General features: G+C 67.1%; 25 protein-coding genes. 19 read left to right on the forward strand and 6 right to left on the reverse strand.

Annotated elements, in window-relative coordinates; all coding sequences use genetic code 11:
- Positions 1–168: 168 nt before the first annotated feature.
- Positions 169–1,311: a GGDEF domain-containing protein gene (locus tag FG95_RS07800; protein WP_235211495.1), complete on the forward strand. Its 1,143-nt coding sequence runs from the start codon at positions 169–171 to the stop codon at positions 1,309–1,311.
- Positions 1,312–1,313: 2 nt separating this feature from the next.
- Here FG95_RS07800 and FG95_RS07805 read toward each other — a convergent pair whose 3' ends face one another.
- Positions 1,314–1,625 carry a WYL domain-containing protein gene (locus FG95_RS07805; RefSeq protein ID WP_235211496.1) on the reverse strand — a complete coding sequence of 104 codons (312 nt, stop codon included), beginning with the start codon at positions 1,623–1,625 and terminating at the stop codon, positions 1,314–1,316.
- 156 nt (positions 1,626–1,781) lie between these two features.
- Here FG95_RS07805 and FG95_RS07810 point away from each other — a divergent pair, with 156 nt between their 5' ends.
- The 6 genes from FG95_RS07810 to trhO all read left to right on the forward strand — a co-directional run bounded on the left by FG95_RS07810 (position 1,782) and on the right by trhO (position 9,253).
- Positions 1,782–3,875 (forward strand): malate synthase G, encoded by a 2,094-nt coding sequence (locus FG95_RS07810; protein ID WP_037555112.1) that lies wholly within the window; start codon positions 1,782–1,784, stop codon positions 3,873–3,875.
- Between the two features lie 254 nt (positions 3,876–4,129).
- A complete protein-coding gene (dmeF, locus tag FG95_RS07815; protein WP_037555113.1) occupies positions 4,130–5,032 on the forward strand; it encodes a CDF family Co(II)/Ni(II) efflux transporter DmeF in 903 nt (300 codons plus the stop codon).
- 70 nt (positions 5,033–5,102) lie between these two features.
- Positions 5,103–5,597, forward strand: a complete 495-nt coding sequence (locus FG95_RS19840; protein WP_052182195.1) for a hypothetical protein — start codon at positions 5,103–5,105, stop codon at positions 5,595–5,597.
- A gap of 43 nt (positions 5,598–5,640) precedes the next feature.
- The gene (locus FG95_RS07825; protein ID WP_037555114.1) at positions 5,641–6,264 is read left to right on the forward strand and encodes a DJ-1/PfpI family protein; all 624 of its coding nucleotides are present in this window, start codon (positions 5,641–5,643) and stop codon (positions 6,262–6,264) included.
- Between the two features lie 92 nt (positions 6,265–6,356).
- Positions 6,357–8,372 carry a GMC family oxidoreductase N-terminal domain-containing protein gene (locus FG95_RS07830; RefSeq protein ID WP_037555115.1) on the forward strand — a complete coding sequence of 672 codons (2,016 nt, stop codon included), beginning with the start codon at positions 6,357–6,359 and terminating at the stop codon, positions 8,370–8,372.
- Positions 8,373–8,524: 152 nt separating this feature from the next.
- Positions 8,525–9,253 (forward strand): oxygen-dependent tRNA uridine(34) hydroxylase TrhO, encoded by a 729-nt coding sequence (trhO, locus tag FG95_RS07835; RefSeq protein ID WP_081933062.1) that lies wholly within the window; start codon positions 8,525–8,527, stop codon positions 9,251–9,253.
- Positions 9,254–9,258: 5 nt separating this feature from the next.
- On the opposite strand, the gene FG95_RS07840 is transcribed toward trhO, so the two are convergent.
- Positions 9,259–9,885: a class I SAM-dependent methyltransferase gene (locus tag FG95_RS07840; protein ID WP_037555116.1), complete on the reverse strand. Its 627-nt coding sequence runs from the start codon at positions 9,883–9,885 to the stop codon at positions 9,259–9,261.
- A gap of 92 nt (positions 9,886–9,977) precedes the next feature.
- On the opposite strand from FG95_RS07840, the gene trxB reads away from it, so the two are divergent.
- Positions 9,978–10,943, forward strand: coding sequence for a thioredoxin-disulfide reductase (trxB, locus tag FG95_RS07845; protein ID WP_037555117.1), 966 nt, complete (start codon positions 9,978–9,980; stop codon positions 10,941–10,943).
- Here trxB and FG95_RS07850 read toward each other — a convergent pair.
- The 4 genes from FG95_RS07850 to FG95_RS07865 are packed head-to-tail and all read right to left on the reverse strand — an operon-like array spanning position 10,940 to position 13,695.
- Positions 10,940–11,761 carry a hydrolase 1, exosortase A system-associated gene (locus tag FG95_RS07850; RefSeq protein WP_037555145.1) on the reverse strand — a complete coding sequence of 274 codons (822 nt, stop codon included), beginning with the start codon at positions 11,759–11,761 and terminating at the stop codon, positions 10,940–10,942. The two genes, trxB and FG95_RS07850, sit on opposite strands and share 4 nt — an antisense overlap.
- Positions 11,746–12,414 (reverse strand): hypothetical protein, encoded by a 669-nt coding sequence (locus FG95_RS07855; RefSeq protein ID WP_037555118.1) that lies wholly within the window; start codon positions 12,412–12,414, stop codon positions 11,746–11,748. Before FG95_RS07855 ends, FG95_RS07850 begins: the two co-directional genes overlap by 16 nt.
- Positions 12,415–12,430: 16 nt before the next feature.
- Positions 12,431–12,709, reverse strand: a complete 279-nt coding sequence (locus FG95_RS07860) for an acyl carrier protein (RefSeq protein WP_037555119.1) — start codon at positions 12,707–12,709, stop codon at positions 12,431–12,433.
- A complete protein-coding gene (locus FG95_RS07865; RefSeq protein WP_037555120.1) occupies positions 12,706–13,695 on the reverse strand; it encodes a GNAT family N-acetyltransferase in 990 nt (329 codons plus the stop codon). Before FG95_RS07865 ends, FG95_RS07860 begins: the two co-directional genes overlap by 4 nt.
- A 35-nt stretch (positions 13,696–13,730) precedes the next feature.
- Here FG95_RS07865 and FG95_RS07870 point away from each other — a divergent pair, with 35 nt between their 5' ends.
- From FG95_RS07870 to FG95_RS07920, 11 genes are all read left to right on the forward strand, one after another.
- Positions 13,731–15,263, forward strand: a complete 1,533-nt coding sequence (locus FG95_RS07870) for an acyl-CoA ligase (AMP-forming), exosortase A system-associated (protein ID WP_037555121.1) — start codon at positions 13,731–13,733, stop codon at positions 15,261–15,263.
- Positions 15,260–16,489, forward strand: a complete 1,230-nt coding sequence (locus tag FG95_RS07875) for a pyridoxal-dependent decarboxylase, exosortase A system-associated (RefSeq protein WP_037555122.1) — start codon at positions 15,260–15,262, stop codon at positions 16,487–16,489. Before FG95_RS07870 ends, FG95_RS07875 begins: the two co-directional genes overlap by 4 nt.
- A gap of 172 nt (positions 16,490–16,661) precedes the next feature.
- A complete protein-coding gene (locus tag FG95_RS07880; protein WP_037555123.1) occupies positions 16,662–17,315 on the forward strand; it encodes an XrtA/PEP-CTERM system exopolysaccharide export protein in 654 nt (217 codons plus the stop codon).
- Between the two features lie 48 nt (positions 17,316–17,363).
- Positions 17,364–18,893 (forward strand): XrtA system polysaccharide chain length determinant, encoded by a 1,530-nt coding sequence (locus FG95_RS07885; protein WP_037555124.1) that lies wholly within the window; start codon positions 17,364–17,366, stop codon positions 18,891–18,893.
- A gap of 14 nt (positions 18,894–18,907) precedes the next feature.
- Positions 18,908–19,933 (forward strand): P-loop NTPase, encoded by a 1,026-nt coding sequence (locus FG95_RS07890; RefSeq protein ID WP_037555146.1) that lies wholly within the window; start codon positions 18,908–18,910, stop codon positions 19,931–19,933.
- On the forward strand, positions 19,933–21,642 hold the full coding sequence (locus FG95_RS07895) for a hypothetical protein (RefSeq protein ID WP_037555126.1): 1,710 nt from the start codon (positions 19,933–19,935) through the stop codon (positions 21,640–21,642). Before FG95_RS07890 ends, FG95_RS07895 begins: the two co-directional genes overlap by 1 nt.
- A 23-nt stretch (positions 21,643–21,665) precedes the next feature.
- Positions 21,666–22,922: an XrtA/PEP-CTERM system-associated ATPase gene (locus FG95_RS07900; RefSeq protein ID WP_037555127.1), complete on the forward strand. Its 1,257-nt coding sequence runs from the start codon at positions 21,666–21,668 to the stop codon at positions 22,920–22,922.
- A gap of 45 nt (positions 22,923–22,967) precedes the next feature.
- Positions 22,968–23,828 carry an XrtA system polysaccharide deacetylase gene (locus FG95_RS07905; RefSeq protein WP_037555128.1) on the forward strand — a complete coding sequence of 287 codons (861 nt, stop codon included), beginning with the start codon at positions 22,968–22,970 and terminating at the stop codon, positions 23,826–23,828.
- The gene (locus FG95_RS07910) at positions 23,810–24,892 is read left to right on the forward strand and encodes a FemAB family XrtA/PEP-CTERM system-associated protein (RefSeq protein WP_037555130.1); all 1,083 of its coding nucleotides are present in this window, start codon (positions 23,810–23,812) and stop codon (positions 24,890–24,892) included. The genes FG95_RS07905 and FG95_RS07910 overlap by 19 nt, the downstream gene beginning before the upstream one ends.
- A complete protein-coding gene (locus tag FG95_RS07915) occupies positions 24,892–26,097 on the forward strand; it encodes a TIGR03087 family PEP-CTERM/XrtA system glycosyltransferase (RefSeq protein WP_037555131.1) in 1,206 nt (401 codons plus the stop codon). Before FG95_RS07910 ends, FG95_RS07915 begins: the two co-directional genes overlap by 1 nt.
- Positions 26,094–26,376 (forward strand): archaeosortase/exosortase family protein (locus tag FG95_RS07920; protein WP_037555132.1); only part of this gene is annotated, 283 nt, incomplete at its 3' end. The genes FG95_RS07915 and FG95_RS07920, both read left to right, overlap by 4 nt.

The following is a 26,376-nucleotide window of genomic DNA, read 5'->3' on the forward strand; positions in this document are numbered from 1 at the left end:
ACCCGCGATACGGTAAAGTCGCTGCGGCGGGCCCGCCAATCGGCTAACACGCGCGCGAATCAGCCCGAATCGCAATATATTAACCGAAAGTTGGGGACAGTCCGGCTAGGCTGACGGACCGATGATGAGTGGGGGGCGATGACTTCTGCCTTTATATTCGGCATTAGCATGTCCGTGGCGGCCATTTTTGCCGTCGCGTTTGCCGTGGTCGCCGCGACCAACCGCACCGCGCGCGGCGCGCGGTGGCTCGCGCTGGGCTACGGCATGGGGATCATTTATGTCGGCCTCGAATTTCTGCTGACGCAGCAGGCCGATCCGACCGGCGTCGGCATCGGCATTTTCCTCGTCTTCATGCTCGCGCTCAGCTTCGCGCTGGTCGGCGTTGCGCATCATTATCGCGTGCCACTGCCCTTGCCTGCGATGGCGGTAATATGGGGCCTCACGATCCTCGCCGTGCCCGCGATCTTCAGCCTGACCTATGGCTCGACGCTGCGGCTCACCCTCTATCAGCTTCCCTATTTCGCGATGCAGTCGCTGCTCGGGCTGGTGATCTGGCGCTCGGGCCGCCGCCAGGCGCTCGACCTGCTGCTGATTGCGCTGCAGGCGGTCGCGGCGATCATCTATGTCGCCAAGCCCTTCATCGCGGCGACGGTCGGAACGGCGAGTTCGCCGCAGGACTATATGGCGACGACCTATGCCGCCATCTCGCAGACTGGCAGCGTCGTTACCCTCATGGCAATCGCGCTTGTCATGCTGCTCGTGATCATGCGCGACACGACGGCGGAAATGGTCGCGCGTTCGGAAACCGATCCGCTGTCGAGCGTGCTCAACCGGCGCGGTTTCGAACATCATGCCGAAATGGCGTTTTTGCGCGGTGGGGCGGCGGTGCTGATCACCGCCGATCTCGACGATTTCAAGAAGATCAACGACAGTTTCGGCCATGCGGCGGGCGACGGCGTGATCGCGCATTTCGCGGCGATGCTGGCCGGTGCCGCGCCTGCCAATGCGATCGTGGGCCGCATCGGCGGCGAGGAGTTCGCGGTCCTGCTTCCCGACGCCTTGCTGTCCGATGGACGGCTTTATGCCGAAACCGTGCGCGCCGCGTTTGCATCGGCGCGCTTGCCGGTGCTCGGGGTCGATCGCGGCTTCACGGCGTCGTTCGGCGTCGCCCAGCGAACGTCGGACCGTTCGCTGTTCGAACTGGCGCGCCGCGCCGACGCCGCGCTCTATCGGGCCAAGGCCGCGGGACGGAACCAGGTTCGCGTCGCGCTCGGTGAAATGCCGCCTGTGCCGGCAGTAGGCGTCGCCTGACGTCAGACGCCGAGCAGCGGCGTGTCTTCCTCGCGCGGGGGTGCCGCTTCGAAACCGGGCAGGGGCTCGAAACCCTCTTCGCTGAGCTCGATCGACGCGAGGCCGCCGAGCTTGAAATGTCCCAGCCGCGGCTCTTCGTCCGACCGCCAGCTCTTATTGAGATTCAGCGCGCTGATGAACAGGTCGCCGCGGCGTTCGAACAGCAAATGCGGCGCCAGTGTAAGCGTCTGGCCGTTATACTGCGCCGTCACCAGCTTCTTGCGGGCGATGGCTTCCATCAATTTCAGTCGTGTGTCGTCCATGGATCCGGTCATCAGGGGAGGGTGTTTTTTCGTTGTGCGTTGCAACGTAACCTACGCGGCTCCCATTGAAAAGCGCCCATTGCCAATCGAATCCAATCGCGGCATAGGGCGCTGGCCCTTTCCTCCCCGGGTCCACTGGCGCAGCCGCGCCGACCAGAGGGTATTTGCATGACCGAATTTCTCGATCGCTCCGGCCTGTCCGTCGATTCGCGACTGGCCGATTTCATCGAACGGCGCGCGTTGCCGGGGACCGGGCTCGACGCCGCCAAATTCTGGAGCGATTTCGCCGGGCTGCTCAGCAAGTTCGCACCCGAAAATGCCGCGCTGCTGGCGAAGCGCGAGGATCTGCAGGCGCAGATCGATGCGTGGCACGAAGCGCGCGCTGGACAAGCGCACGATGCCGCCGCCTATCAGGCTTTCCTGCGCGAGATCGGCTATCTCGTCCCCGAACCCGCGCCGTTCAGCGTCGGCACAAAAAATGTCGATCCCGAAATCGCGACGATGGCGGGGCCGCAGCTCGTCGTGCCCGCGCTCAATGCGCGCTTCGCGCTCAACGCCGCCAATGCGCGCTGGGGCAGCCTTTACGACGCGCTTTACGGCACCGACGCACTCGACGCGCCGCCCGCGAAGCCCGGCGGCTATGATGCGGAGCGCGGCGCGGCGGTGATCGCGCGGGCGAAGGCATTCCTCGACGAAGCGGTGCCGCTCGCGTCGGGGAGCTGGGCCGACTGGCAGGGCGGGCAGCTCGCGCTCGCCGACCCGGCGCAATGGGCCGGCAGCAAGCCCGGCGGCATTTTGCTGAAGCATAACGGCCTTCACATCGAACTGGTGATCGACCCCGACAGCGCGATCGGCAAGACCGACCCCGCGGGCATCGCCGACGTCCTGATCGAGGCCGCCCTGACGACGATCATCGACCTTGAGGACAGCGTCGCCGCGGTCGACGGCGAGGATAAGGTTCTCGGCTATGCAAACTGGCTCGGCTTGATGCGCGGCGATCTCGTCGAAAGTTTCGACAAGGGCGGCAAGACGGTCACGCGCGCGATGGAAGCCGACCGCGAATGGACTTCGCCGTCGGGTGAGGCGTTCACGCTCCACGGCCGCAGCGTGATGTTCGTGCGCAACGTCGGTCATCTGATGACGACGCCGATGATCAAGCTGCCGAACGGCGCCGAAGCGCCCGAAGGGCTCTGCGACGCGGTGATCACCAGCCTCTGCTCGCTGCACGACCTCAAGGGCCTCGGCACGCTCAGGAACAGCCGCGCGGGCAGCATCTATATCGTCAAGCCCAAGCAGCACGGGCCCGAGGAATGCGGCTTCACCGACAGGCTGTTCGACGCGGTCGAGGACATGCTCGGCCTTGCGCGCCACACGATCAAGGTCGGCGTGATGGACGAGGAGCGCCGCACCAGCGCGAACCTTGCCGCGTGCATCGAAGCGGTGAAGAACCGCATCGTCTTCATCAACACCGGCTTCCTCGACCGCACCGGCGACGAGATCCACACCTCGATGCGCGCGGGACCGATGATCCCGAAGGGCGAGATGAAGGCATCGGACTGGATCGCGAGCTACGAGGATCGCAACGTCCGTATAGGCCTTGCCTGCGGCCTGTCGGGCAAGGCGCAGATCGGCAAGGGCATGTGGGCGATGCCCGACCTGATGCGCGGCATGCTCGACGCCAAGATCGGCCATCCGAAGTCGGGCGCGAACACCGCTTGGGTGCCGTCGCCGACCGCGGCGACCTTGCACGCGCTGCATTATCATCAGGTCGACGTCTTCGCGCGCCAGAAGGAAATTGCGGGCGAGGCGGTGCCGTCGCTCGACCGGCTGCTCGCGATTCCCGTCGCCACCGGCCGCAACTGGAGCGAAACCGAAATTGCGCGAGAGCTCGACAATAATTGCCAGGGCATCCTCGGTTATGTCGTGCGCTGGATCGACCAGGGCGTCGGCTGCTCGAAGGTCCCCGACATCGACGACGTCGGATTGATGGAAGACCGCGCGACGCTGCGCATTTCGAGCCAGGCGCTCGCCAACTGGCTGCTCCACGGTGTCTGCACCGAGGCGCAGGTCGACGCGGCGCTGGCGCGCATGGCGGCCAAGGTCGATGCGCAGAACGCGGGCGATCCGCTCTATGAAAAACTGTCGCCCGACGGCATCGCTTATCGCGCCGCGCGCGCGCTGATCTTCGAAGGCGTGGCGCAGCCGTCGGGCTATACCGAGCCGCTGCTGCACAAATACCGGCAGATGAAAAAGGCGGGTTGAAAGAGCTGCGGCCGCTTACGGCCGATAGCTGCGATTGATCCTCCCTGCGGCGAAGCCGTGGGGAGGGGGACCGCCGCGGAGCGGTGGTGGAGGGGCCGCATCGGCCGCGTCATAGCCCCTCCGTCAGCGCTTCGCGCTGCCACCTCCCCATCAATGCGCGACAGGGAGGAGCTTACGGCCGGTCTTCACCCCAAAGCCATCTCCACACCCACGCCCCTTGTCGAATAAGCCGCGATGCGAAATAGATAGGCGGCATGTCCGAATCCCCGTCCACCCAGCATCTGCATGACTTCCTCGGCGCCTCGCACGACGAGAATGCGAAGCGCACCCTGTGGGTCGTCGCGCTGACCGCGGTGATGATGGTTGCGGAGATCGCGGCGGGTTACTGGACCGGGTCGATGGCGCTGCTCGCCGACGGCTTCCATATGGCGACCCACGCCGGCGCGCTCGGCCTCGCCGCGCTCGCCTATCGCTATGCCAAGAAGCATCGCCACGATCCGCGCTACAGCTTCGGTACCGGAAAGGTCGGCGACCTCACCGGTTTTGCTTCGGCGCTGATCCTTGGCATTTTCGCGATCGGCATCGCGGTCGAATCCTTCCTGCGGCTGATCGATCCGGTTCGCGTCGATTTCGCGAGCGCGACGCTCGTCGCGGTGCTCGGCCTTCTGGTCAATGTCGTCAGCGCGCTGCTATTGATGGGCGGACATCATCATCATGGGCACGGACATGACCATGATCACGCCCACCACCACGGTCACGACAATAACCTTCGTTCGGCCTATTTCCACGTCCTCGCCGACGCGCTGACCTCGCTGCTCGCGATCGGCGCGCTGCTCGCGGGGCGCTATCTCGGACTCCACTGGATGGACCCCGCGATGGGTATCGTCGGGGCGCTGGTGATCGCGCGCTGGTCGTGGGGACTGATGCGCGACACCTCCGCGATCCTGCTCGACACGAATGACGATGAGGCGGCGGCGGCGATCCGCTCGCGCGTCGAGGCGGCGGGGGCGGTCGTCACCGACCTCCACGTCTGGCGCGTCGGGCCAGAGGCGCGCGCGGCGATCGTCGAAGTGAAGGGCGACGTGTCGTGCGAGGAGCTGCGCGACCGGCTGACGGACATCGTGGCGGTCGCGCATCTGACGATCGCGCTGCGCTGACCCGTCGATAGCGGTTGCGCCGCGGCGCGATTTGATTAGAACATAGAGGGAACATTCTGGAGTCCCGCCTATGTCCGCTGCCGTCGATCGCGCCTATCGCCACCATCCGAAAGCAGCGCGCTATCATTCGTGCGTCGAGGCCGGCGGCGCCGCGCTGAAACTCTATCATCTGACCGCCCCCGACGCGCCGGTGCCGGACGATGTCAAGACGCTGGCGGCGCAGTGGTTCGCGGAGCAGGCGCCCGCGACGCTGACCGAAAATGATTGCGGCTTCGTCATCCTCCACCGCTGCGGCGCCGATTTCTATTTCCTGCTCGTGTCGGTGTGGCGCGGCTCGAACGAGCTGTGGGAAGCGGTCTGGTACCGGCATGGAGACATGCCCGCCTTCGTGCCCTTCGACGCGGCCTATCCGCCGCAGCCGGGCGTGGTGCGCCCGACCTTCTGTGTCTGGGAGCTCGGCATCGTCGCGCACGAAAGCGCGGCGTGGGCCCGCTATCTCGGTTCGCCGCGCGACGATGCCGCGCGGTCGCGCTGGGTTGATGACATCTTCGAAGGCGCGGTGTAGGCGCGAGCCCCTTTGGTCCTTCATCTTTCGCAGGAGTTTTTACGTGCAGATCGCGGTGCTGACCTTCGACGGCTTCAACGAACTTGATTCGTTCGTCGCCGCCGCCATCCTCAACCGCCTGCGCGGACAGGGCTGGGAGGCGCATATCACCGCGCCGACGCCGCAGGTCACCTCGATGAACGGCGTGACGATCGAGCGGCAGCAACCGCTCGACTTCGCGGCAAAGGCCGATGCGGTGATCATCGGCAGCGGCATCCGGACGCGCGAGATCGCGGCCGATCCGCTGATGCTCGGCCGCATCCGGCTCGACCCCGCACGCCAGCTTGTCGGCGCGCAATGTTCGGGAACGCTGCTGCTCGCGCGGCTCGGGCTGATCGGCAATCTCCCCGCCTGCACCGATCTCACCACCAAACCTTGGGTGATCGAGGCGGGGGTGGAGGTGCTCGATACGCCCTTCGTCGCGCACGGCAATGTCGCGACGGCGGGCGGCTGCCTCGCGTCGCAATATCTTGGCGCGTGGATCATCGCGCGCCTCGCCGGGACGGCGGCGGCCGAAGAAGCGCTCCACTATGTCGCGCCGGTCGGCGAAAAGGCCGATTATGTGAGCCGCGCGATGGCGGCGGTGCGGCCGTTCCTGCCGGTCGAGACCCTCGCGCGCAGCGCTTAGGGTCGGCTCTGATTGGCGATCCCATACAATACAGCTTGCTCCACCCCCCTATAAGGCGGCATTTTGCGGCATTGGGCAATGGGGGCAGGGCGATGACGGCACCGTTCAATTTCGGGCAGCTCAAATTTCTGAAGGCGCTGACCGAGGCGCTGTTCCACGAGGCCGAGATGGTGATTTCGGCCGACCAGGTCGTCGCCAATGTCTGCGATCTGTTCGAAAAGGTTGGTGGCACCAAGCTCGATGAAATCCGGCTGTCGCTGACCGCGACCGAGCTAGTGCTCGGCGGGCCCTTTTTCACCGAGAATGATATCGCGGACCGCGTGGAACGGCTGACCGATCGCCTCAAGAACAGCCAGATCGATCTGTTTCAGGATATGGCGCGGCTGCGCGGCATCATCTACGCCTGCTATTACGGCCATTGGCAGCCGGGGCTGGAACCCGGCGATCAGGGTGCCAATGCCGCCAATCCGGTGCATCGGCAGATCGGCTTCACGCTTCCCGCCTTTCGCCAGCGCGGCGCCTTCGAGGTCCCGCTCGACCCCGTCCACGGCCGCGAAATCGACCCAGCGCACATATTGGATGCTGGCAGCGTCGAAGATGAATATGACGTCGTCGTCATCGGCTCGGGCGCGGGGGGCGGGGTCGCCGCGCGCAATATCGCGGCGCAGGGTTACAAGGTGCTGATCGTCGAGGCGGGGCCCTTCTATCCCAGCCACGCGATCACCCATCACGAACTCGACATGATCGCGCGGCTCTACAAACATGGCGCGCTGCAAACCTCGACCAACCGCGATTTCGTCGTGTTCCAGGGCCGCTGCGTTGGCGGGTCGTCGACGATCAACAACGGGATTTGCCTGCGCGTCAACGAAGCGGGGCGGACGCATCCCGACGCGCAGGATGTGCTCGCCAAATGGGCGAGCATCGGCGCCCCGATCGACGCCGCCGCCTTTCACGCCAGCTATGACGCGGTGCAGGCGCGGCTCGGCATCGCGCCGATCGAACCGCGCAGCGGGCGTCACAACGGCCCACATCTGATCGAGGGGTGGCGCGCTTATGCCGCGACGTCGAACAACCCGCGCGATCAACGTGCCGTTACCGACTGGTTCGCCAAGAATTTCGGCCCGCCGAATACGGCCAGTGCCTGCGCTTATTGCGGCTATTGCAATTCGGGCTGCGCCTACGGCCGCCGCATGGGGATCGCGCAGACATATCTGCCCGAGGCGTGCCGCGATTTCGGGGCGCGGATACTCCCCGATACCAAGGTCGACCGGATCGTTTGGCAGACCGCCTACGACGGCCGGCGCGAGGCCGAGGCGGTGAAGCTGGTCCTGCCCGACGGGTCAAAGACGCTCGTCCGCGCGCGCGTCGGCGTCGTGGTCGCGGCGGGGACGATCGCCTCGTCGAAGCTGCTCGACCGTAGCGACATCGACCGCACCGGCTATCAGGTCTCGCTCAACGTCGCTTCGCCGGTCGTCGCGCTGATGCCCGATGGCGTCGGCGGCGCCGCGTGGGACGAGGATCAGATGTCGAGCTATGTCGATTGCGGCGACTATCTGCTCGAAAGCCATTTTCAGCCGCCGATGTCGATGGCGTCGCTGATGCCCGGCTGGTTCGGCGATCACGCGAACCGCATGAAGAATTTCGGCCGCGTCCATTCGGCGGGCATCTTGTTCCCGGCCGACCGGCGCGGGCGGGTGAAGGACGGCAAGCTCGAATTCCGGCTCGACACCAGCGACGACCTGCCGGTGCTGCGCGACGCGATGGCGACGCTGACCAAGGTCCATTTCGCCGCCGGCGCGCTCGAATGCTATCCCGCGCTGGCGAAGGGGCAGAAGGTGACGCCCGACATGGATGTCGATGCCTTCTTCCGCGATGCGATCCGCGAACAGGACGATGTGACGCTGTCGAGCAGCCATCCGCACGGCGGCAATGCGATCAACGAGGATCCGCAACATGGCGTCGTCGACCTCGATTGCCGCGTCCACGAAACGACCAATGTGCTCGTCACCGACGCCAGCGTCTTTCCGAGCTGCATCCGCGTCAACGCGCAATGGACGACGATGGCGATGGCGCAATATGCGACCGGGCGGGGCGATCCGTTCGGGTAAGGCCAATCTTCATATCGTCATCCCGGCGAAGGCCGGGATCTCAACCTCCCGTCATGACGATCCGGCGAGATCCCGGCCTTCGCCGGGATGACGGAATGAAGGGAAACGGCCCTTCGACAAGCTCAGGGCGAACGGCTATGGGGGCGGGCGCCATGACCTACACCGTCGCCGCCCTCTACCGCTTCGCCTCGTTCGACGATCCCGCGGCATTGCGTCAGCCCTTGCTCGACCTGTGCATGGACGAAGGCATCAAGGGAACGCTGCTCCTCGCGCGCGAAGGCATCAACGGCACCATCGCGGGAACCGTCGATGGCATCGCCGCCGTCATCGACCATATCCGTGCGCTTCCCGATTGCGCCGGGCTCGACGTCAAATATTCGGCCGCCGCCAACATGCCGTTTCAGCGGATGAAGGTGCGGCTGAAGAAGGAAATCGTCACGCTCAAGGTTCCCGGGCTCGACCCGGCGCGCGAAGCCGCGCCTTATGTCGACCCCGCCGACTGGAACGCGCTCGTCGACGATCCCGATACGGTGCTCATCGACACGCGCAACGCGTTCGAGGTCGGCTATGGCAGCTTCGCGGGCGCGGTCGATCCCGGCACGCAAAGCTTCGGCGACTTCCCCCGCTGGTGGCGCGCCAACGCCGATAAATTCGCGGGCAAGCGCGTCGCGATGTTCTGCACCGGCGGCATTCGCTGCGAAAAATCGACCGCTTTCCTGCGCCACGAAGGCGTCGAGGACGTCGTCCACTTGAAGGGCGGCATCCTCGCCTATCTCGAACAGGTGCCCGAGGGCGACAGCCGCTGGCACGGCAGCTGCTTCGTTTTCGACGAGCGGGTGAGCGTCGGGCACGGACTGGTCGAGGTAGGCGAGAAGAATTGAGCCCGTCAGCCCGCCGAGTGCGCGACGCCATATTCGACCCAGCCGAACGGCCGCGGCGTTTTCGGCATATAGGCGGCGCCCTGCCGGTCGACGGCAAATCCCGCCTTTTCATAAGCGTCGCCAATCGGACGCGTGAGGTGGCAATTGCCGCCGATGCGCTTCCAGATCGGTTCGATCCGCCGCTGCCATTTCGCGACCCCCGCGTCGGGTGCGGAGCCATGCTCGAGGAACAGTGCCGTCCCGCCGGGCTTCAGCACGCGGCGGATTTCGGCGAGCACCGCCGCCTGATCGGTTACCGAACAGAGGGTGAAGGTCGTGACCACGGTGTCGAACCGCGCGCTTTCGAACGGCATCGCCTCGCCGACGCCGCTCCGGATGTCGGCGTCGATCCCGCGTTCCGCAGCGGCCGCGTGGCTCATCGCGAGCAGCTCGGGCGAGGGGTCGAGGCCCGAAAAGCTCTCGATCTGCCCGGGCCGGTAGAATTCCATATTGATCCCGCCGCCGCAGCCGAGTTCGAGCACATGGCCGCGCGCGAGCGGCACGACCCTGCTCCGCACCTTCATGATCTGCCCCTGCGAACAGGCGCATTTGATCAGCCGCGGCACTCCATGACGTTCCCACCAGCTTGCCATTCGCCAGTCTCCCCTTGGCGCGGAAGGTGACCCTTGCTAGCGCAGTTGGCAACACCCATCTGTGCCTGCCGCACAGCCAATGAAAGATCGCCATGCCCGCCGTTCACCATACCAAGATGCTCATCCTCGGTTCCGGCCCCGCCGGCCTCTCGGCCGCCATCTATGCCGCGCGCGCGGGCATGATGCCGATCGTGGTGCAGGGGCTCCAGCCCGGCGGCCAGCTGACGATCACCACCGACGTCGAAAATTATCCGGGTTTCGCCGAGGTGATCCAGGGCCCGTGGCTGATGGAACAGATGACCGCGCAGGCGACGCACGTCGGCACCAGCATGATCTGGGACACCATCGTCGACGTCGACCTGTCGCGCCGCCCGTTCAAGCTGACCGGCGACGGCGGCGACCTCTACATGGCCGAAACGCTCGTCATCGCGACCGGCGCGCAGGCGAAATGGCTCGGCGTTCCAGGCGAGCAGGAGCTGGGCGGCAAGGGCGTATCGGCGTGCGCGACGTGCGACGGCTTCTTCTATCGCGGCAAAAAGGTCGTGGTGATCGGCGGCGGCAACACCGCGGTCGAGGAGGCGCTCTACCTGACTAACCATAGCGACGATGTGACGCTGATCCACCGCCGCGACAGCCTGCGCGCCGAAAAGATCCTGCAGGACCGGCTGCATGCCAACCCCAAGATCAAGGTGCTGTGGAACAAGAAGGTCGACCGCTTCGTCGCGGGCGAGGGCGTGTCGGGGCTCGTCGGCGTCGACCTGATCGACACCGTCACGGGTGAGGCGAGCCACGAGCCGACCGACGGCGGTTTCGTTGCGATCGGCCACAGCCCCGCGACCGAGCTGTTCAAGGGCAAGCTGCCGCTCGACGCCGACGGCTATCTCGAAGTGACCCCGGGCACCTCGCTCACCGCGATCCCCGGCGTCTTCGCCGCGGGCGACGTCACCGACAAAATCTATCGCCAGGCGGTGACTGCTGCGGGCATGGGCTGCATGGCCGCACTCGATGCGGAGCGGTTCCTCGCCGAAGCCGAATATCACGCGATGGCGGACGCCTAGACGACCAGAGCCGCCAAAACCCGCGCCGTCAGCCAATCGCCATCCTCGCCGGCAAAGCTGTGCGACGCGCTGTCGAGGCGCTCGACGCGGATTGTGCCCGGCTCTTTCCCGCTACAGGCCAGCGCCCGACCGCAGCTCTCCGCAAAGGCCTGCGCGGTGCGGTCGCCGGTCGCGAGCAGGATCGTCACCGGGCAGGAAAGTTCGGCGAACGCGCTTTCGAGGCGGTGGGCGAGGCTGTCCGCCATTGCCGGTCGCGGCGCTTGTTTGAGCGCCGAAAGGCCGCGGAACAATTTGCGGAGATCGATCTCGCCCTTCAGCAGGCGGAGCAGGCTACTGGGGTTCTTGAGACGCGACAGATAACGCGCGCGGATGGCGGACGCGGGCGGCAGCGCGGATTTGTCGCTGCCATCCTCATCCGGCCCTTCGTAAGTCCATGGATTGGCGAGGATCAGCGCGTCCAGCGCGAGCGGCTGGTGCAGCAGCAGCGCGCTCGCCGCGTCGCAATTGCCAAAGGCGACGACGCGCGTGACATGGGGCGCAGCCTGCCGGAAGGCGGCGATCGCGGCAGCGATGTCGGGGCCGCTTCCTTCGAAGCCGCGGTTTTCGCCTTCGCTGTCGCCGATCCCGCGCCGGTCGAAACGGAATACCGGATGCCCCGCCGCCGCCACGCGCTGCGCCAGCATCGCCATGCCTCGATGCGCGCCGCTGCGGATTTCATTGCCTCCGGACACGATCAGCAGCCCGGTGCCGCCGGGCGCATCGTCGAGCGAGGCGGCAAGCGCCGCGCCTTCGCAGTCGAAGCTCAACTGATGCCGCATGACGTGCTCCATGCCGCAATGTCGGCCGCGAGCGCCGCTGCCATCGCGGCATCCTCGCCGGGTTCGGCGCGCAGCCACAGCGGCGTGCCCGCGATGCCATCGGCGCCCAGCGCGATGCTGCGCAGCGGTTCGACGGACTGCGCTTCGGCGGCGCCCAGTTGGGCGACCATCGCGGGCGACAACGCATTGCCGGCGACAAGCAGCGGCGCGGTTTCCGCCGCGGCCTGCAGGCTTTCGAGCGACGAGTTGAGCCCCGCCTCGCGGTCGGCGGCGATGCGCGCGCGCATCAGCGTCCGGAGCAGCGAAGCGCCGCCGACGGGGGCAAGGCGCCACCATGCCGCGACGCCCGCGCGATGATCGATCAGCGCGCCGCCGCGAACCGACGCGGCGATAACCGGGCCGTCGATGGCGGCCGCAACCTCGGCGAGCGCGTCCTGCCAGCGCGTCAGGTCGGCCTCGACCAGCGGGACGAGGCTTTCATTCTGACCCGGCAGGTCGGGCAGGACCGCCGCGAAGCCATGGGCCGCCAGCGCGCTCATCGCGAGCACCAGCGTCCGGCGCGTGCGGTTCGCTTCCTCGAACAGCGGCGGAACGATCAGGACGGTGGCGCGCGGCGCGCCGACGGGGTCGATACGCAGCAGATGTTCGATCATGCGCGCATCGGCGAGTTCAGCCGTTCACCTTGCGCCACGAGAAGGCGAGAAGATTGCCATAGGTTTCAAAGATTTCGCCATCGACCTCATCATCGTCGATGACGATACCGAGCCGGTCCTCCATCTCGGTGAGCACCGTCGCCACCGCCATCGAATCGAATTCGGGAAGCTCGCCGAACAGTCCGCTGTCGTCGGTCAGCGCGGCCGCGCGCGCTTCGCCGAGCCCGAGCACATCGGCGAGCAGCGCGCGAAGGGTGGCGTCGACGCCGGTTGCGTCAGGGGCGGGTTCGGTCACTTCTCTTTCCTCAGCAGCGAGTGGGCAAAAGCCTTCAACGCCGGTCCCCATGCCGCGACACGCGACGGATTGAAAGCCTCGATACGCCACAGCCGCTCGTGCCGGTTCATCCAGTCGCGCTTATAGGCGTCGTTGCCGGTGCCGAAATCGACGCGATTCACCCCATCGACCTCGATGACATGACGGAACAGCGCCGCCGAGAGCAAAGTGCCGGGTGAGGCTTTCAGACTGTCCTCGACATGCGCGAGCTTGTGAATGAAGGCCGTACCGTCCTCGACCGTCCAGAACTGCGCGGCGACCGGGACTCCCTCGATCCGGGCGATTCCCATGCGAAAAGTCTCGCGCGCGCTTTCCATTTCCGCGAAGGCGCGGAGCAGCGCGGGGTCGCCTTCTTCGGGCTTCCAGCTCGCGGCGTAGATTTGTTCATAGGCCGCCCAGCTTCCGGGATCGAAAGTGGTGAGTAGCTCGACCGCGACGATCCCCTTTTTTGCCTTGCGCTGGACGGTGCTGCGCAGCGCCCCGGGGCGGCTTGCCCACCAGCTATCATGGTCCAGATCGGACAGATCGAGCCAGTGGCGGTCGCCGACGGGGTTGGCTTTCACCCACCAGCCGGCGTCGCGAAGCGCCGACGCGATGCCCGCCCGGTCTTCGTCGCGAACCGGATAAAGCGTCAACCGCGCCGCTTGGGAGCGCAGATCGCGAAACAGCGCGAGCAGCGCGGCGCGATGGTCGCTTCCGCCCAAAAAAAGCGGCCGGATCGCAAAGCTGTACCAGTTCGTCAGCCCCGCCAGATGCCCCGGCCTTTCGACACGCAGCGGCAGCGACGCCGCGGTGCCGTTCGCTGCGCCGCGTGCATCGATCCGGCCTTGCCCCGCAAAGCCATGCGCCGTCAGCAGGTCGAACCATTCTGCCCGATCGAAGGGCGAGACGAAGCCTGCGGCGCGCGCCGCAATATCATTAGCCTGATCTTCACCGTTCCCTTGCATCGTGCGGCCCTCTATCACCTCACTCCTAACAGCCGATGACCAAAGCCGAAAACCCGCCTTCGTTTCCGATCGACCATCTCGCCCTTCGCGGCGCGGCGGATGCGGCTGCGCTGCTGATCGGCGACAAGGTCACGACCTTCGCCGAACTCGACGCCGGGATCGGCCGCCTCGCCGCGTGGCTGCTCGAACAGGCGGTTGGACCCGGCGAACGCGTCGCGAGCTGGAGCGCGAAAACCAGAGCCGCCTGCCTGATGCCGCTCGCCGCGGCGCGCGCGGGGCTGATCCATGTGCCGGTCAACCCGCTGCTCAAGGGGCCGCAGGTCGCGCATATCCTCGCCGACAGCGGGGCGAAGCTGCTCGTCACCAATGGCTCGCGCGCCGATATGCTCGGCGATGGACGTCCCGAAGACTGCGCGCTCCAGGATTTGAAGATCGCCGAAGAGGTGATCGATTCGGGCGGGCAGGGGCTGCCGCCGTCGATCGCCGAGCCCGACGATCTTGCCGCCATCCTCTACACCAGCGGTTCGACCGGGCGGCCGAAGGGCGTGATGCTGAGCCACGCGAACCTGTGGCTCGGCGCCGAAAGTGTCGCCTCCTATCTCAAGCTGTTCCCCGACGACCGCGTGCTCGGCGTGCTGCCGCTCAGTTTCGACTATGGGCAGAATCAGTTGCTTTCGAGCTGGTACGCGGGCGCGGCGGTCGCGCCGCTCGACTATCTCACCGCGCGTGACGTCGTGAAGGCGGTCGCGCGGCACGCGATAACGACGCTCGCCGGGGTGCCGCCGCTCTGGGTGCAGCTCGTCGAGGCTGAATGGCCCGCCGAGACCGCCGGCGTACTCCAACGCCTGACCAACAGCGGGGGGGCGCTGACGCCGTCGCTGATCGACGCAATGCGCCGGACGTTCCCGGGCGCCGACATCTACCCGATGTACGGGCTGACCGAGGCGTTCCGCTCGACGTATCTGGATCCCACGCTCGTCGCCGATCATCCAACCTCGATGGGCCGCGCGATCCCGCACGCCGAAATCCTCGTCTGCCGTCCCGACGGCAGCGTCACCGCCGACGACGAGCCGGGCGAACTCGTCCATGCGGGACCTCTGGTCGCCAAAGGCTATTGGCGCGACGAAGAACGAACCGCGCAGCGCTTCAAGCCCGCGCCCGCCGCCTCGCGCTATGGCGGCACCGCGGTATGGTCGGGCGACACCGTTCGCCGCGATGCCGAAGGCCTGCTCACTTTCGTCGGCCGCGACGATGCGATGATCAAGACCGCGGGCAATCGCGTCAGCCCGACCGAGGTCGAGGATGTCGCGGTCGCGTCGGGGCTGATCTATGAAGCCGTCGCCTTCGGCGTGCCCGATGCGCGGCTCGGCGCCGCGATCGTCCTGATCGTGCGCGGCAGGGACGGCGCCGCCGACGACGAGAGTCTCGCGGCTTATCTTCGCCAGAACCTCCCCAATTTCATGCAGCCGCAGGCCATCGAATGGCGGAGTGAACTGCCGCGCAATCCGAACGGCAAGCTCGATCGCGTCGCGATCGCCGCGGGCTGGACGCGGGAGGAAGTGCAATGAAACCGCACGGCCCGATCCCGCCCGGCTTTCGTGCCGATCCCGATGGCATGCTGCTGATCGGCGGCGACCGCGCCGCCGCGCTCGCCGACGTCGCGGGCGACACGCCGCTCTTCGTATACGACAGCGCGATGCTCGCCGCGCGCGTCGCCGAATGGCGCGCCGCGATGCCTGCCGAGGTGCAGCTTCATTATGCGATGAAGGCGAACCCCTATGCGCCGCTGCTCGCCTTCATGGCGGGGCTCGTCGACGGCTTCGACGTGGCATCGGGCGGCGAACTCAAGGCCGCGCTGGCGAGCGGCATCGCGGCGGCGGACATCAGCTTCGCCGGTCCCGGCAAGCGCGACCGCGAGCTCGAAGCGGCGATCGGCGCCGGCGCGACGCTCAATCTCGAATCGGCGGGCGAGGCGGCACGCGCGCTGTCGATCGCCGATCATCTGGGCGTGACGCCAAGACTTGCGGTGCGCGTCAACCCCGACTTCGACCTCAAGGGGTCGGGGATGAAGATGGGGGGCGGCGCCAAGCCTTTCGGGGTCGATGCCGCCGAGGTTCCCGCGCTCGTCCGCCGCCTGATCGACGCCGGCGCCGACTGGCGCGGCTTTCATATCTTTGCGGGGTCGCAGGCGCTGGGCGCGGCTGCGATCGCCGAGACGCAGGCGCAGACCGTTGCGCTCGCCGCGCGGCTGGCGAGTGAAATCGGCGGGCCGCCGCCGCTCGTCAATATCGGCGGCGGCATGGGGGTGCCCTATTTCCCCGGCGACATGGCGGTCGATGCGATGGCGGTCGGGCAGGCGCTCGGCGAAACGCTGCGCGCGCGCGACCCGGTCCTCGCGGACAGCCGCTTCGCGATGGAACTCGGCCGCTGGCTCGTCGCCGAGGCGGGGGTCTATCTGACGCGCATCGTCGATCGGAAGGTCAGCCACGGCGAGACCTTTCTCGTCACCGACGGCGGCCTCCACCACCAGCTCGCCGCGAGCGGCAATTTCGGCACGGTGATCCGGCGCAACTATCCGATCGCTCTCGCCAACGCCTTCGGGCGCGAGCCTGTCGAGACGGTATCGGTCGTCGGCTGCCTTTGCACCCCGCTCGACCGGCTCGGCGATCAGGTCGCGCTCCCGCGCGCCGAGGTCGGCGACCTGATCGCGATCTTCCAGGCGGGCGCTTATGGCGCGAGCGCGAGCCCGGCGGCGTTTCTGGGGCAAGGGCCGGCGCGCGAAATGCTCGTCTGACGCCGCACGACCTGTTCCCAATCGGGACAGTTTGATGCGGCCGCGGTCCAGACTTATGTCAATACTAACATTATGTTCACCCTTTCCGAGCAAGGACGGACGCTGACGCAATGGCTGTCGCCGCTTAAGTTCTGACCGCGGCTCCCCCCGGCGGCTCGAAAGGTTGATGATTATGGCTTCGTTTCCCTCGCTCCGTATCGCGCGCGCCGCGCTCGTCTCGGGCATTGCCGCGACCGCGCTCACCGGCTGTATGGGGGCGGGAAACGCGCCGCAGCTTCCCAGCGCGAATTTCGTCGCGAACCAGGAAGGGCCGGGCGAGGAATATATCATCGGCCCGCTGGACGAGCTCCAGATCTTCGTGTGGCGCAACCCCGAACTCGGCGGCAAGGTGCAGGTGCGCCCCGACGGGCGCATCACCACGCCGCTGATCACCGACATGCCCGCGGTGGGGAAAACCCCCACGATGCTGCAGCAGGATATCAAGCTCCAGCTCAGCCAATATATCAACGACCCGATCGTCAGCGTGATCGTCACCAGCTTCAACAGCACCTTCTCGCAGCAGGTGCGGATCGTCGGCGCGACCGAGAAGCCCGCCTCGATTCCGTTCCGCGCCAACATGACCGTGCTCGACGCGATGATTGCAGTCGGCGGCCTGGGCGAATATGCCGCTGGGAACAAGGCGCGACTCGTCCGTTTCGACAAGGGCAGTGGGAAGCAGCAGGAATTTGCCCTGCGGCTTAATGACCTGATCAAGCGCGGCGATATCAAGGCGAACGTGCGGCTTCAGCCGGGCGATGTGATCATCATCCCCGAAAGCATGTTCTGATATCGACCGGCGGCCACTCACCCATCTCCCAAGGATAGATTTCGAGCGATGAACAGCCTCTACGACGAATTCCGGGTGGCAGTGCACAGCGTCTGGACGCGCCGCTGGCTCGTGCTCGCGGTCGCGTGGGGTATTTGCATCCTCGGCTGGCTCGCGATCGCGTCGATCCCGAACCGCTATGACAGCCGCGCGCGTTTGCTCGTCGAGATCAACCAGATTCTGCCCGACGAGGCGCAGGGCGGCCGGGGGCCGCGCATCGACCAGATCCGCGAGACGCTGACCAGTGCGCGCAATATGGAAAAGGTCGCGGCGACGACGGGCCTGCTTCCGGCGGGCGCGAACGACCGCGAAAAGGCCGGCACGGTCGCGATGCTGCAAAAGAGTATCAAGGTCGTTCCGCAGCAGGACAATATCTTCGAAATCACTTCGAGCATCGCGGTGGGCAGCCTTTCCGACGCCGACAATGCAAAGCTCGCGTCGGGGGTGCTCGACAGCCTGATCACCGTGGTTCGCGACGATCAGCTGCGCGGCGGCCGGATGAACGCGCGCGAGAGCCTGAAATTCCTCGATTCGCAGATTGCCGACCGCGAAAAGGCGCTGCGCGAGGTCGAGGCGCGCCGGGCGGCGTTCGAGGCGCAGAATATCGGGCTGATCCCGGCTGGTGCGGGCTCGCCCGCGCAGCGCGTCGAGGCGGCGCGCGCCGAACTCAGCCAGATCGATTCGCAGCTCGTCTCGGCGCAGGCGCAGCTCGCGGCGGCGAACGGACAGCTCGCCTCGACCCCGCAGTCGATCCCCGGCGGCGGCGGCGGCGTCGGCGGCGGCGTCGCGCGCCAGCAGCTCGCCGGTGCGCAGAACGAGCTGTCGGCGATGCGCGCACGCGGCCTGACCGATGCGCACCCCGACATGATCGCGATCAAAAGCCAGATCGCCTCGCTGAAGGCCATCGCCGACCGCGAAGGCACGGGCGGCGGTGGCGGCATCCAGAACCCCGCCTATGCCTCGCTCGCCGCGATGCGCGCCGAGCGTCAGGCGACGGTGAGCGCGCTGTCGGCGCGCAAGAGTCAGCTGATGGGCGACATATCGAAGATCACGGCGCAGCAGATCCAGAACCCCGGCATCGCCGCCGAATATGACCGGATCAACGGCGAATATACGGCGTTCAAGGCGCAATATGACAAGCTGCTCGCGCAGCGCGAGCAGGTGCGCCTGCGCGGCGAGGTGCAGACCGAAACCGACGCGGTGAAGATCGAGCTGCTCGACCCGCCGTCGAAACCGACAAGCCCCGCAGCACCCAACCGGCCGCTGTTCCTGACGCTCGTGCTGCTTGCCGGGATCGGCGGCGGCATCGGTGCCGCCTTCGGATTGGCCCAGGTGCGCACGAGCTATGCAACCGCGGCGAAGCTCGAACGCGCGAGCGGGCTGCCGGTGATCGGCTCGATTACCGAGGTGGTGACGCCCGAACGCCATGTCGAGCGGCGCAAGAAGCTGGTCTGGCTGGCCAGCGGCGGCGGTGCGCTCGTCGGGCTTTATGCGTTGCTGCTCGTCGCCGAATTCATCCAGCGCGGCATGGTTGCGTGACGGGGGACGATGACATGAACGATCAACGCAAAGTCAAACGTCCGCCCTCGCTCCTCGAACGCGCCGCCGATATGTTCGGGCTCGATCCCGTCGCCAACGCGCCGACGATCGACGTGTCGAACCTGCCGCCCGAGCCGGAGAAAAAAGCGAAGAAGGTCGAGCCGGCCGAACCCGCGGCCGAGGCGCCGCAGCCCGAAATTCTCGAGCCGGTCGTCGAAGCCGCGCCCGCCGTCGAACCCGCGCCGGCGCCGAAGCCGTCGCCGCGCAAGGATGTCGCGAAGGCCGCGGCCGCGATCGTTCCGGCGCGCCAGGGGACGATCGACCGCGAGCGGCTCGCATCGCGCGGCATGATCGTACCCGGCACGCCGGTCACCGGCATCGCCGAAGAATATCGCATCGTGAAGCGCGAGCTGATCCGCAATTTCGGCGGCGCGGGCAACCGCCCGATCCTGCCGCGCGGGCACCGCGTGCTCATCGCCTCGGCGAACCCGGGTGAGGGCAAGACCTTCTCGGCGGTCAATTTGGCGCTCAGCCTCGCGGTCGAGGCCGATCACGACGTGCTGCTGATCGACGCGGATATCGCGAAGCCGAGCGTGCTCGATGCGCTCGGACTGGAAGACGGTCCAGGCCTGATGGACGCGCTCGCCGACCCGCATCTGCCGCTCGGCGATTGCCTGATCCAGACCGACATCGCGGGGCTGAAGGTCATGCCCGCCGGCACCCAGCATATGCACGACACCGAGCTGCTCGCTTCGGCACGTACCGAGACCTTGCTGGCCCAGCTCGAAGCCGGCGCGCCGGGCCGCATCCTGATCCTCGATTCGCCGCCGGTGCTCGCCGCCTCGCCCGCCGCCGTGCTCGCCGGCCATGTCGGTCAGACGATCATGGTCGTGCGCGCCGACGAGACGCTTGAATCGGCGCTGCGCGACGCCATCGGATTGATGGGCGCGTGCCCGCATATCCAGCTGCTCCTCAACGGGGTGAAATATTCGCCGGGCGGCCGCCGCTTCGGCACCTATTACGGACAGGGAGGCGCGTGATGCGCTCCGCCACCACCGCGCGTCATGTTGCGACGCTGGCGGCGCTTCTGTTCGCCGGAACCGCAACGGGCGCGCACGCGCAATTTTCGGGCGATCCCGGTGCGAGCGCCGGTGAAGCGCCAACAGGCGTGCCCACGGCCGAGCCGGGCCGCGCGGAGAGCCGGGCCGAAGGCCGCCGAGCCCAGCGCCAGGTCGACGTCAGCCCCTATCTCGAGGTCGGGCAGGTGCTGACCGCCGATCTCAAGAACGGCGGCGACGTGCTCACCTACACAACTGTCGCGGCCGGCATCGACGCCGCGATCGTGACGCGCCGCGCCGAACTCGCCGCGACCTTGCGTTACGAGCATCAATTCGGCTGGGGCGATCAGGGCGATACCGACGTCGTCAGCGGCCTTGCGCGCGGGCGGCTCGAAGTCGCGCGCGGCCTCAATCTCGAAGGCGGCGCGCTCGCGACGCGCACGCGCGCCGACGGGCAGGGCGCCGACAGCGGCCTGTTCATCGGCGACGCCAGCAATGTCGCCAACCTCTATTCGGTCTACGCCGGGCCGACGCTCGCGCGGCGGATCGGCGGGCTCGACTTCGGCGTCGGCTATCGCTTCGGCTATACCAAGGTCGATATCGACCAGCCCGCGATCCTGTCGCCCGATGTGCAGCCGCAGGATATTTTCGACAGCTCGACCAACCATGTCGCCTGGGCCAGCCTCGGTGCGCGCCCCGGCGACCTGCCGTTCGGCTGGCAGGTTTCGGGCGGTTACGAGCGCGAGGATGCGAGCCAGCTCGACCAGCGTTACGAGGGCAAATATGCCCGCGCCGACGTCACGGTGCCGATCGGCCCGACCGTCGCGCTGCTCGGCGGCGTCGGTTACGAGGATATCGAGATCGGCCAGCGCGATCCTGTGCTGGACGCCGATGGCGTTCCGGTGCGCGACGCGAACGGCCGCTTTGTCACCGACAAATCGAGCCCGCGCCGCCTGTCGTTCGACACCGACGGGCTGATCTGGGATGCCGGGGTGATGTGGCGGCCGAGCCGCCGGACGTCCCTGACGGCAAGGGTCGGGCGCCGCTATGGCGATACCATCTATACCGGCAGCTTCGCCTATCGCGCCGACCATGCGACGTCGATCCAGGTCGGCGTCTATGACGGACTGTCGAGCCTCGGCCGCGGCCTGTCGGGCGGACTGGCCGCGCTGCCGACGCAGTTCGATCCGACGCGCAACCCGGTCGGCGGCAATATCAACCCGTGCGTGTTCGGCCAGCAGGGCGGTGGTTGCCTCAACAACCAGCTCGGCAATGCGACCTCGGCGCAATATCGCAGCCGCGGCGTGCAGGCGACGCTGTCGTCGCGTTTCGGCGGCTGGGCCTATGGCGTTGGCCTCGGTTATGACCAGCGCAAGCTGCTCGCGCCGCAGCTGTCGCCGATCGGCGGGCTTAACGGAATCAAGGATGAGAGCTATTATCTCTTCGTTTCGGCGGGCCGTCAGCTCGACGTCGATTCGGACCTCAGCCTGTCGGGCTACGTCAATTATTTCGACAATGGCGCCCCGGGGGCAAGCGACGTCCAGTCGGCCGGATTGTCGGCTGCCTATTCGCGGCGCTTCTGGCGCGGCCTGACCGGGACCGCGGCGGCCAGCCTCAACGCCTTCGATCAGGAAGGCTTCAACAGCCAGCTTATCGGCTCAGCTTTGGTGGGACTGCGTTACAACTTCTGACCAGTCGAACGGGAATTCAAGCGATGTACGATCAATATTATGGTTTCACCGGCCGTCCGTTCCAGCTGACGCCTGACCCGAATTTCTATTTCGAAAGCGGCACGCACCGCAAGGCGATGTCCTACCTCGGTTATGGCCTCGCGCAGGGCGAAGGCTTCATCGTCATCACCGGCGACGTCGGCGCGGGCAAGACGACGCTCGTCGGCCATCTGATGAACACGATCGACCCCAATCGCCTGACCGCGGTCAAGCTGGTGTCGACACAGGTCGAGGGCGACGATCTGCTCCGCCTCGTCGCCGAACAGTTCGGGATCGAATGGGAAGGGCAGAGCAAGGCCGAACTGCTGCGTTCGATGGAACAATATCTGCGCGAACAGGCGCGCGCGGGTAAACGCACGCTGCTGATCGTCGACGAGGGACAGAACCTTGCCATCTCGGCGCTCGAAGAGCTGCGGATGCTCTCGAACTTTCAGCTCGGCGGCCATTCGCTGCTCCAGATCTTCCTGCTCGGCCAGCCTGAATTTCGCCAGACGCTCTTTCACTCGCCGACGCTCGAACAGCTGCGCCAGCGCGTGATCGCGACGCACCACCTCGACCCGATGGAGCCCGAAGAGGTCGAACCCTATATCCTGCACCGTCTCGGCAAGGTCGGCTGGACGGGGAACCCCAGCTTCAGCCCCGACGCGTTCGAGGAAATTTTCGATTACAGCGAAGGCGTGCCGCGCAAGCTCAATGTCCTCGTCAGCCGGCTTTTGCTCTATGGCGCGGTCGAACAGATGAATCGCATCACCGCGCAGAATGTGCGCTCGGTCGTCGCCGAGATCGAGGCCGATCGCGGCATCGACGCCTCGACGCTCGCCCCGCTGCCGGTCGAAGAGGTCGTCGCGGCCGCCGCGACGGCGGTCGCACCGACCCCCGCGCCCTTCGCCGCCCCGGCGGCCACGAACGAAACGCCCGAATGGCCGCAGCGTGCGGCAGCACCTGCCACGGAGGGGCCGGCGCCTTTCGCCGTGCCCGCCGAACCGGCGCAGGTCATCACGCTGACCCCGCCTGCCGCCGACGCGGTCGCGCCCGACGCGACCGAAATCACCCCGCCGGCCGCGCCGGCGATCGACCCCGAACATCTCGCGGCGCTCGAGGCGCAGGTCGCCTCGCTCGAGGCGCGGCTGGTCGAACAGGATGAAGCGCTTCGCCGCGTTCTCGACCTGCTCATCGAATGGGTCGAGCGCGATCCCGACAACGCGCCCAACCCGGCGACGTCGCGGACCTGGGCCGCCTGACACGCCGGCCGAAATCGGCTATCCCGCTGATGAAGGTGAGGGAAAATGCAGAACGGCCTGTCGGTCGATGTCGAGGACTGGTTCCAGGTCGGCGCCTTTGAGCGCACGATCGACCGCGCCGACTGGCCGACGCTCGAATGCCGCGTCGAGGCGAATTGCGACGCGGTGCTGCGGATTTTCGCCGACGCCGGCGCGACGGGGACCTTCTTCACCTTGGGGTGGGTTGCCGAACGCTATCCCGCGCTGATCAAGCGCATCGTCGCGGCGGGGCACGAGCTTGCCAGCCACGGTTATGATCACAAACGCGTGTTCAATATGACGGCGGACGAATTCGCCGCGGACCTCAAGAAGACGCGGGCCATCCTCGAAGACCTCGGCGGAGCGCAGGTGCGCGGCTATCGTGCGCCGAGCTTCTCGGTCGATACGCGCACGCCTTGGGCGCACGCGGTGCTCGCCGAACAAGGCTATGCCTATTCGTCGAGCGTCGCGCCCGTGGTCCACGATCATTATGGCTGGCCGCAAAGTCCGCGCCATGCGTGGCGCCCGCTTGCCGACAGCGACCTCGTCGAATGGCCGGTGACGACCGCACGTTTTGCCGGGCGGACATTGGCGGCGGGCGGCGGCGGCTTCATGCGAATGCTGCCCTATGGCTTCACGCGCTGGGCGATCGCGCGGATGAATGAAGAGGGGCATCCGGCGATCCTCTATTTCCACCCGTGGGAAATCGACCCCGGCCAGCCACGCGTCGCCGATGCGCCGATCAAATCGAAAATCCGCCATTACAGCGGCTTGTCGGCAATGGCTGGCAAGCTGAAGAAATTGCTTGCCGATTTCGAATGGACGCGCGCCGACGCCCTGCTCCCCGCGCAGCAACAACGCGCACAGCGATGGCGCGCCGCGGCGTGAACGCGCCGGGGCTTGCCGCGAAGAACGCCTTTTCGGGCGCGCCGCTCTCCGATGCGGGCGAATGGGACGCCTATGTCGCCGCGCATCTGGAAGCGACCCCCTTCCACAGCCGCGCCTGGTGCGAGGCGATCACCAGCGCGACCGGGCATCGCTGTCACCTCGTCACCGCGCGCGACGCGGCGGGCGCGCTCACCGGTATCCTGCCGCTCCACCATATCCGCTCGCCGCTCTTCGGGCAGGCGCTCGTCGGCAGCGGCTTCGCGGTCGGCGGCGGCATATTGGCCGACGATCCCGCCGTCGCGACGACGCTGGCGCAAGGCGCGGCCTCCATGGCGAAATCGCTCGGCGTGCCGTCGGTCGAACTGCGCGGCGGCGCGCAGCCCGAAGGCGAGGGCTGGGCCCGAGAGGAGGGCGTCTACGCCGGCTTCGCGCGCGACCTCGCGGCGGACGATGATGCCGAACTCCTCGCCATCCCGCGCAAGCAGCGCGCCGAAGTGCGCAAGGTTCTGGAAAGCGCGCTGACCGTCACCACCGGCCGCGATGCCGCCGAACGCCGCGACCACTACCGCATCTATGCGACCAGCGTTCGCAACTTGGGAACGCCCGTCTTTCCGAAAGCCTTGTTCGACGCGGTCCTCGATGCCTTTGGCGACACGGCGGATATCCTGACGGTGCGCGAAGGCGGTCGCCCCGTCGCCAGCGTGCTCAGCCTATACTGGCGCGGAACCGTCATGCCCTATTGGGGCGGCGGCACCGCCGACGCCCGCCGTCTGCGCGCCAACGAACTCATGTATTTCGCGCTGATGCGCCACGCGCGCGAACGGGGCTGCACGCGCTTCGATTTCGGCCGCTCGAAGCTCGGCACCGGCCCGTTCGCCTATAAGAAGAATTGGGGTTTCGAACCGCAGCCGCTCATCTACACGCGCTGGCTCGCGCCCGGGGAAACGCCGCGCGATACCAATCCGAACAGCGCCCGATACCGGCTGCAGGTCGACCTCTGGAAGAAGCTGCCGCTTTGGGCGGCGAACCGGATCGGGCCGCTGATCGCGCGCGGGCTTGGCTAGTGGCCGAAATCCTGTTCCTCGTTCACCGCGCGCCATGGCCCCCCGACCGCGGCGACCGGATCCGCAGCTGGCATATGTTCGAGGCGCTGGCGAAGCTCGCGCCGGTGCATGTCGCGGCGCTCGCCGACAATCAGGCCGACGCCGCGCTCGCTCGCGAAAAAATGACGCCGCTTTGCAAAAGCTTGGCGATCGAAGTGCGCAAGGCATCGCGCCCGCTTGCGCTCGCGCAAGCGGTCCTGACCGGCGATCCGGTGTCGAACCGCCTGTTCCGCAGCGCCGCGCTCGCCCGCCATGTCGACGCGCTGATCGGACAGGGCGGCATCAGCCATATCGTCGCCTTCTCGGGCCAGATGGCGCAATATCTCCCGGCCTGTTTCGACGGGCCGGTGCTGATGGATTTCGTCGACGTCGATTCGGCCAAATTCGCCACCTATGCGGAACAGGACAAGCGCCAGCCGCTGCATTGGGTGCACAAGCGCGAGGCGCGCGTTCTTGCCGCCTATGAAGCGGACGTCGCGCGCCGCGCCGATGCGAGCCTCTTCGTCAGCGACGCGGAGGCGGCGCTGTTCCGCAGCCAAAGCGGTCTCGGCGCCGACAAGGTGCGCGCGGTTGGGAACGGCATCGACACCGATCGCTTCGATCCGGCTATCCCGTTGGAACGGGTCGAGACGGGGGAGGGACCGCTCGCGGTCTTCACCGGCCAGATGGATTACCGGCCCAATATCGACGCGGTCCGCTGGTTCGCGAACGACATTCTGCCGCTGGTCCGCAAGCGCCAGCTGCGAGCACGCTTCGCGATCGTCGGCCGCGCGCCGACCGAGGAGGTGCGTGCGCTGGAAGCTCTGCCCGGCGTGACCGCGACCGGCGAAGTAGCCGACGTGCGCCCGTGGCTTGCCGCCGCCGACGCGGTGGTCGCGCCCCTGCTGCTCGCGCGGGGGGTGCAGAACAAGCTGCTCGAAGCGATGGCGATGGCGCGCCCCGTGGTCGCGAGCGCCGCCGCCGCGACGGGGATCGACGCGGTGCCCGGCGAGCATCTGTTCGTCGCCGACGGGGCGGAAGCGATCGCCGACGCCGTTTGCACGCTCTTCGACGACCGCAACGTCGCCGCAAAGATGGGGCAGGCGGCGCGCGCGCAAATGATCGCGCGTTACGGCTGGGACGCGCGCATGGCGCCGCTTGGCGAGCTTCTGGGATTGCCCGCATGACGCTCTGGCAGCGCCATCTCGCCGCGCTCGGCCTGCTCGCAGCAGTCATCCTCGCGCTTTTCTGGCGCGATGCCGCCGACATGGCGGGCATCTGGTGGAATAGTTCGACCTTCACCCATTGCCTGCTGATGGTGCCGATGATCGGCTGGCTGGTGTCGCAGCGCGCATCGTTGCTCCGCCCGTTGACACCCGCCTTCTGGTGGCCCGCGCTCATCTGGATGGCGCGGGCCACCAGAAGGCGGGTGTCAACGGGCGGAGCAACGATGCGCGCTGCGACAC

It is taken from the genome of Sphingopyxis sp. LC363 (assembly GCF_000756385.1).
Taxonomy (GTDB): Bacteria; Pseudomonadota; Alphaproteobacteria; order Sphingomonadales; family Sphingomonadaceae; genus Sphingopyxis.

Excerpts from the sequence above, each read along its gene's own strand:
- FG95_RS07800 (WP_235211495.1), top strand. The coding sequence starts at position 169 with ATGTCCGTGGCGGCCATTTTTGCCGTCGCGTTTGCCGTGGTCGCCGCG.
- FG95_RS07805 (WP_235211496.1), bottom strand. The coding sequence starts at position 1,625 with ATGACCGGATCCATGGACGACACACGACTGAAATTGATGGAAGCCATC.
- FG95_RS07810 (WP_037555112.1), top strand. The coding sequence starts at position 1,782 with ATGACCGAATTTCTCGATCGCTCCGGCCTGTCCGTCGATTCGCGACTG.
- dmeF (WP_037555113.1), top strand. The coding sequence starts at position 4,130 with ATGTCCGAATCCCCGTCCACCCAGCATCTGCATGACTTCCTCGGCGCC.
- FG95_RS19840 (WP_052182195.1), top strand. The coding sequence starts at position 5,103 with ATGTCCGCTGCCGTCGATCGCGCCTATCGCCACCATCCGAAAGCAGCG.
- FG95_RS07830 (WP_037555115.1), top strand. The coding sequence starts at position 6,357 with ATGACGGCACCGTTCAATTTCGGGCAGCTCAAATTTCTGAAGGCGCTG.
- trhO (WP_081933062.1), top strand. The coding sequence starts at position 8,525 with ATGACCTACACCGTCGCCGCCCTCTACCGCTTCGCCTCGTTCGACGAT.
- FG95_RS07840 (WP_037555116.1), bottom strand. The coding sequence starts at position 9,885 with ATGGCAAGCTGGTGGGAACGTCATGGAGTGCCGCGGCTGATCAAATGC.
- trxB (WP_037555117.1), top strand. The coding sequence starts at position 9,978 with ATGCCCGCCGTTCACCATACCAAGATGCTCATCCTCGGTTCCGGCCCC.
- FG95_RS07850 (WP_037555145.1), bottom strand. The coding sequence starts at position 11,761 with ATGCGGCATCAGTTGAGCTTCGACTGCGAAGGCGCGGCGCTTGCCGCC.
- FG95_RS07855 (WP_037555118.1), bottom strand. The coding sequence starts at position 12,414 with ATGATCGAACATCTGCTGCGTATCGACCCCGTCGGCGCGCCGCGCGCC.
- FG95_RS07865 (WP_037555120.1), bottom strand. The coding sequence starts at position 13,695 with ATGCAAGGGAACGGTGAAGATCAGGCTAATGATATTGCGGCGCGCGCC.
- FG95_RS07870 (WP_037555121.1), top strand. The coding sequence starts at position 13,731 with ATGACCAAAGCCGAAAACCCGCCTTCGTTTCCGATCGACCATCTCGCC.
- FG95_RS07875 (WP_037555122.1), top strand. The coding sequence starts at position 15,260 with ATGAAACCGCACGGCCCGATCCCGCCCGGCTTTCGTGCCGATCCCGAT.
- FG95_RS07880 (WP_037555123.1), top strand. The coding sequence starts at position 16,662 with ATGGCTTCGTTTCCCTCGCTCCGTATCGCGCGCGCCGCGCTCGTCTCG.
- FG95_RS07885 (WP_037555124.1), top strand. The coding sequence starts at position 17,364 with ATGAACAGCCTCTACGACGAATTCCGGGTGGCAGTGCACAGCGTCTGG.
- FG95_RS07890 (WP_037555146.1), top strand. The coding sequence starts at position 18,908 with ATGAACGATCAACGCAAAGTCAAACGTCCGCCCTCGCTCCTCGAACGC.
- FG95_RS07895 (WP_037555126.1), top strand. The coding sequence starts at position 19,933 with ATGCGCTCCGCCACCACCGCGCGTCATGTTGCGACGCTGGCGGCGCTT.
- FG95_RS07900 (WP_037555127.1), top strand. The coding sequence starts at position 21,666 with ATGTACGATCAATATTATGGTTTCACCGGCCGTCCGTTCCAGCTGACG.
- FG95_RS07905 (WP_037555128.1), top strand. The coding sequence starts at position 22,968 with ATGCAGAACGGCCTGTCGGTCGATGTCGAGGACTGGTTCCAGGTCGGC.
- FG95_RS07910 (WP_037555130.1), top strand. The coding sequence starts at position 23,810 with ATGGCGCGCCGCGGCGTGAACGCGCCGGGGCTTGCCGCGAAGAACGCC.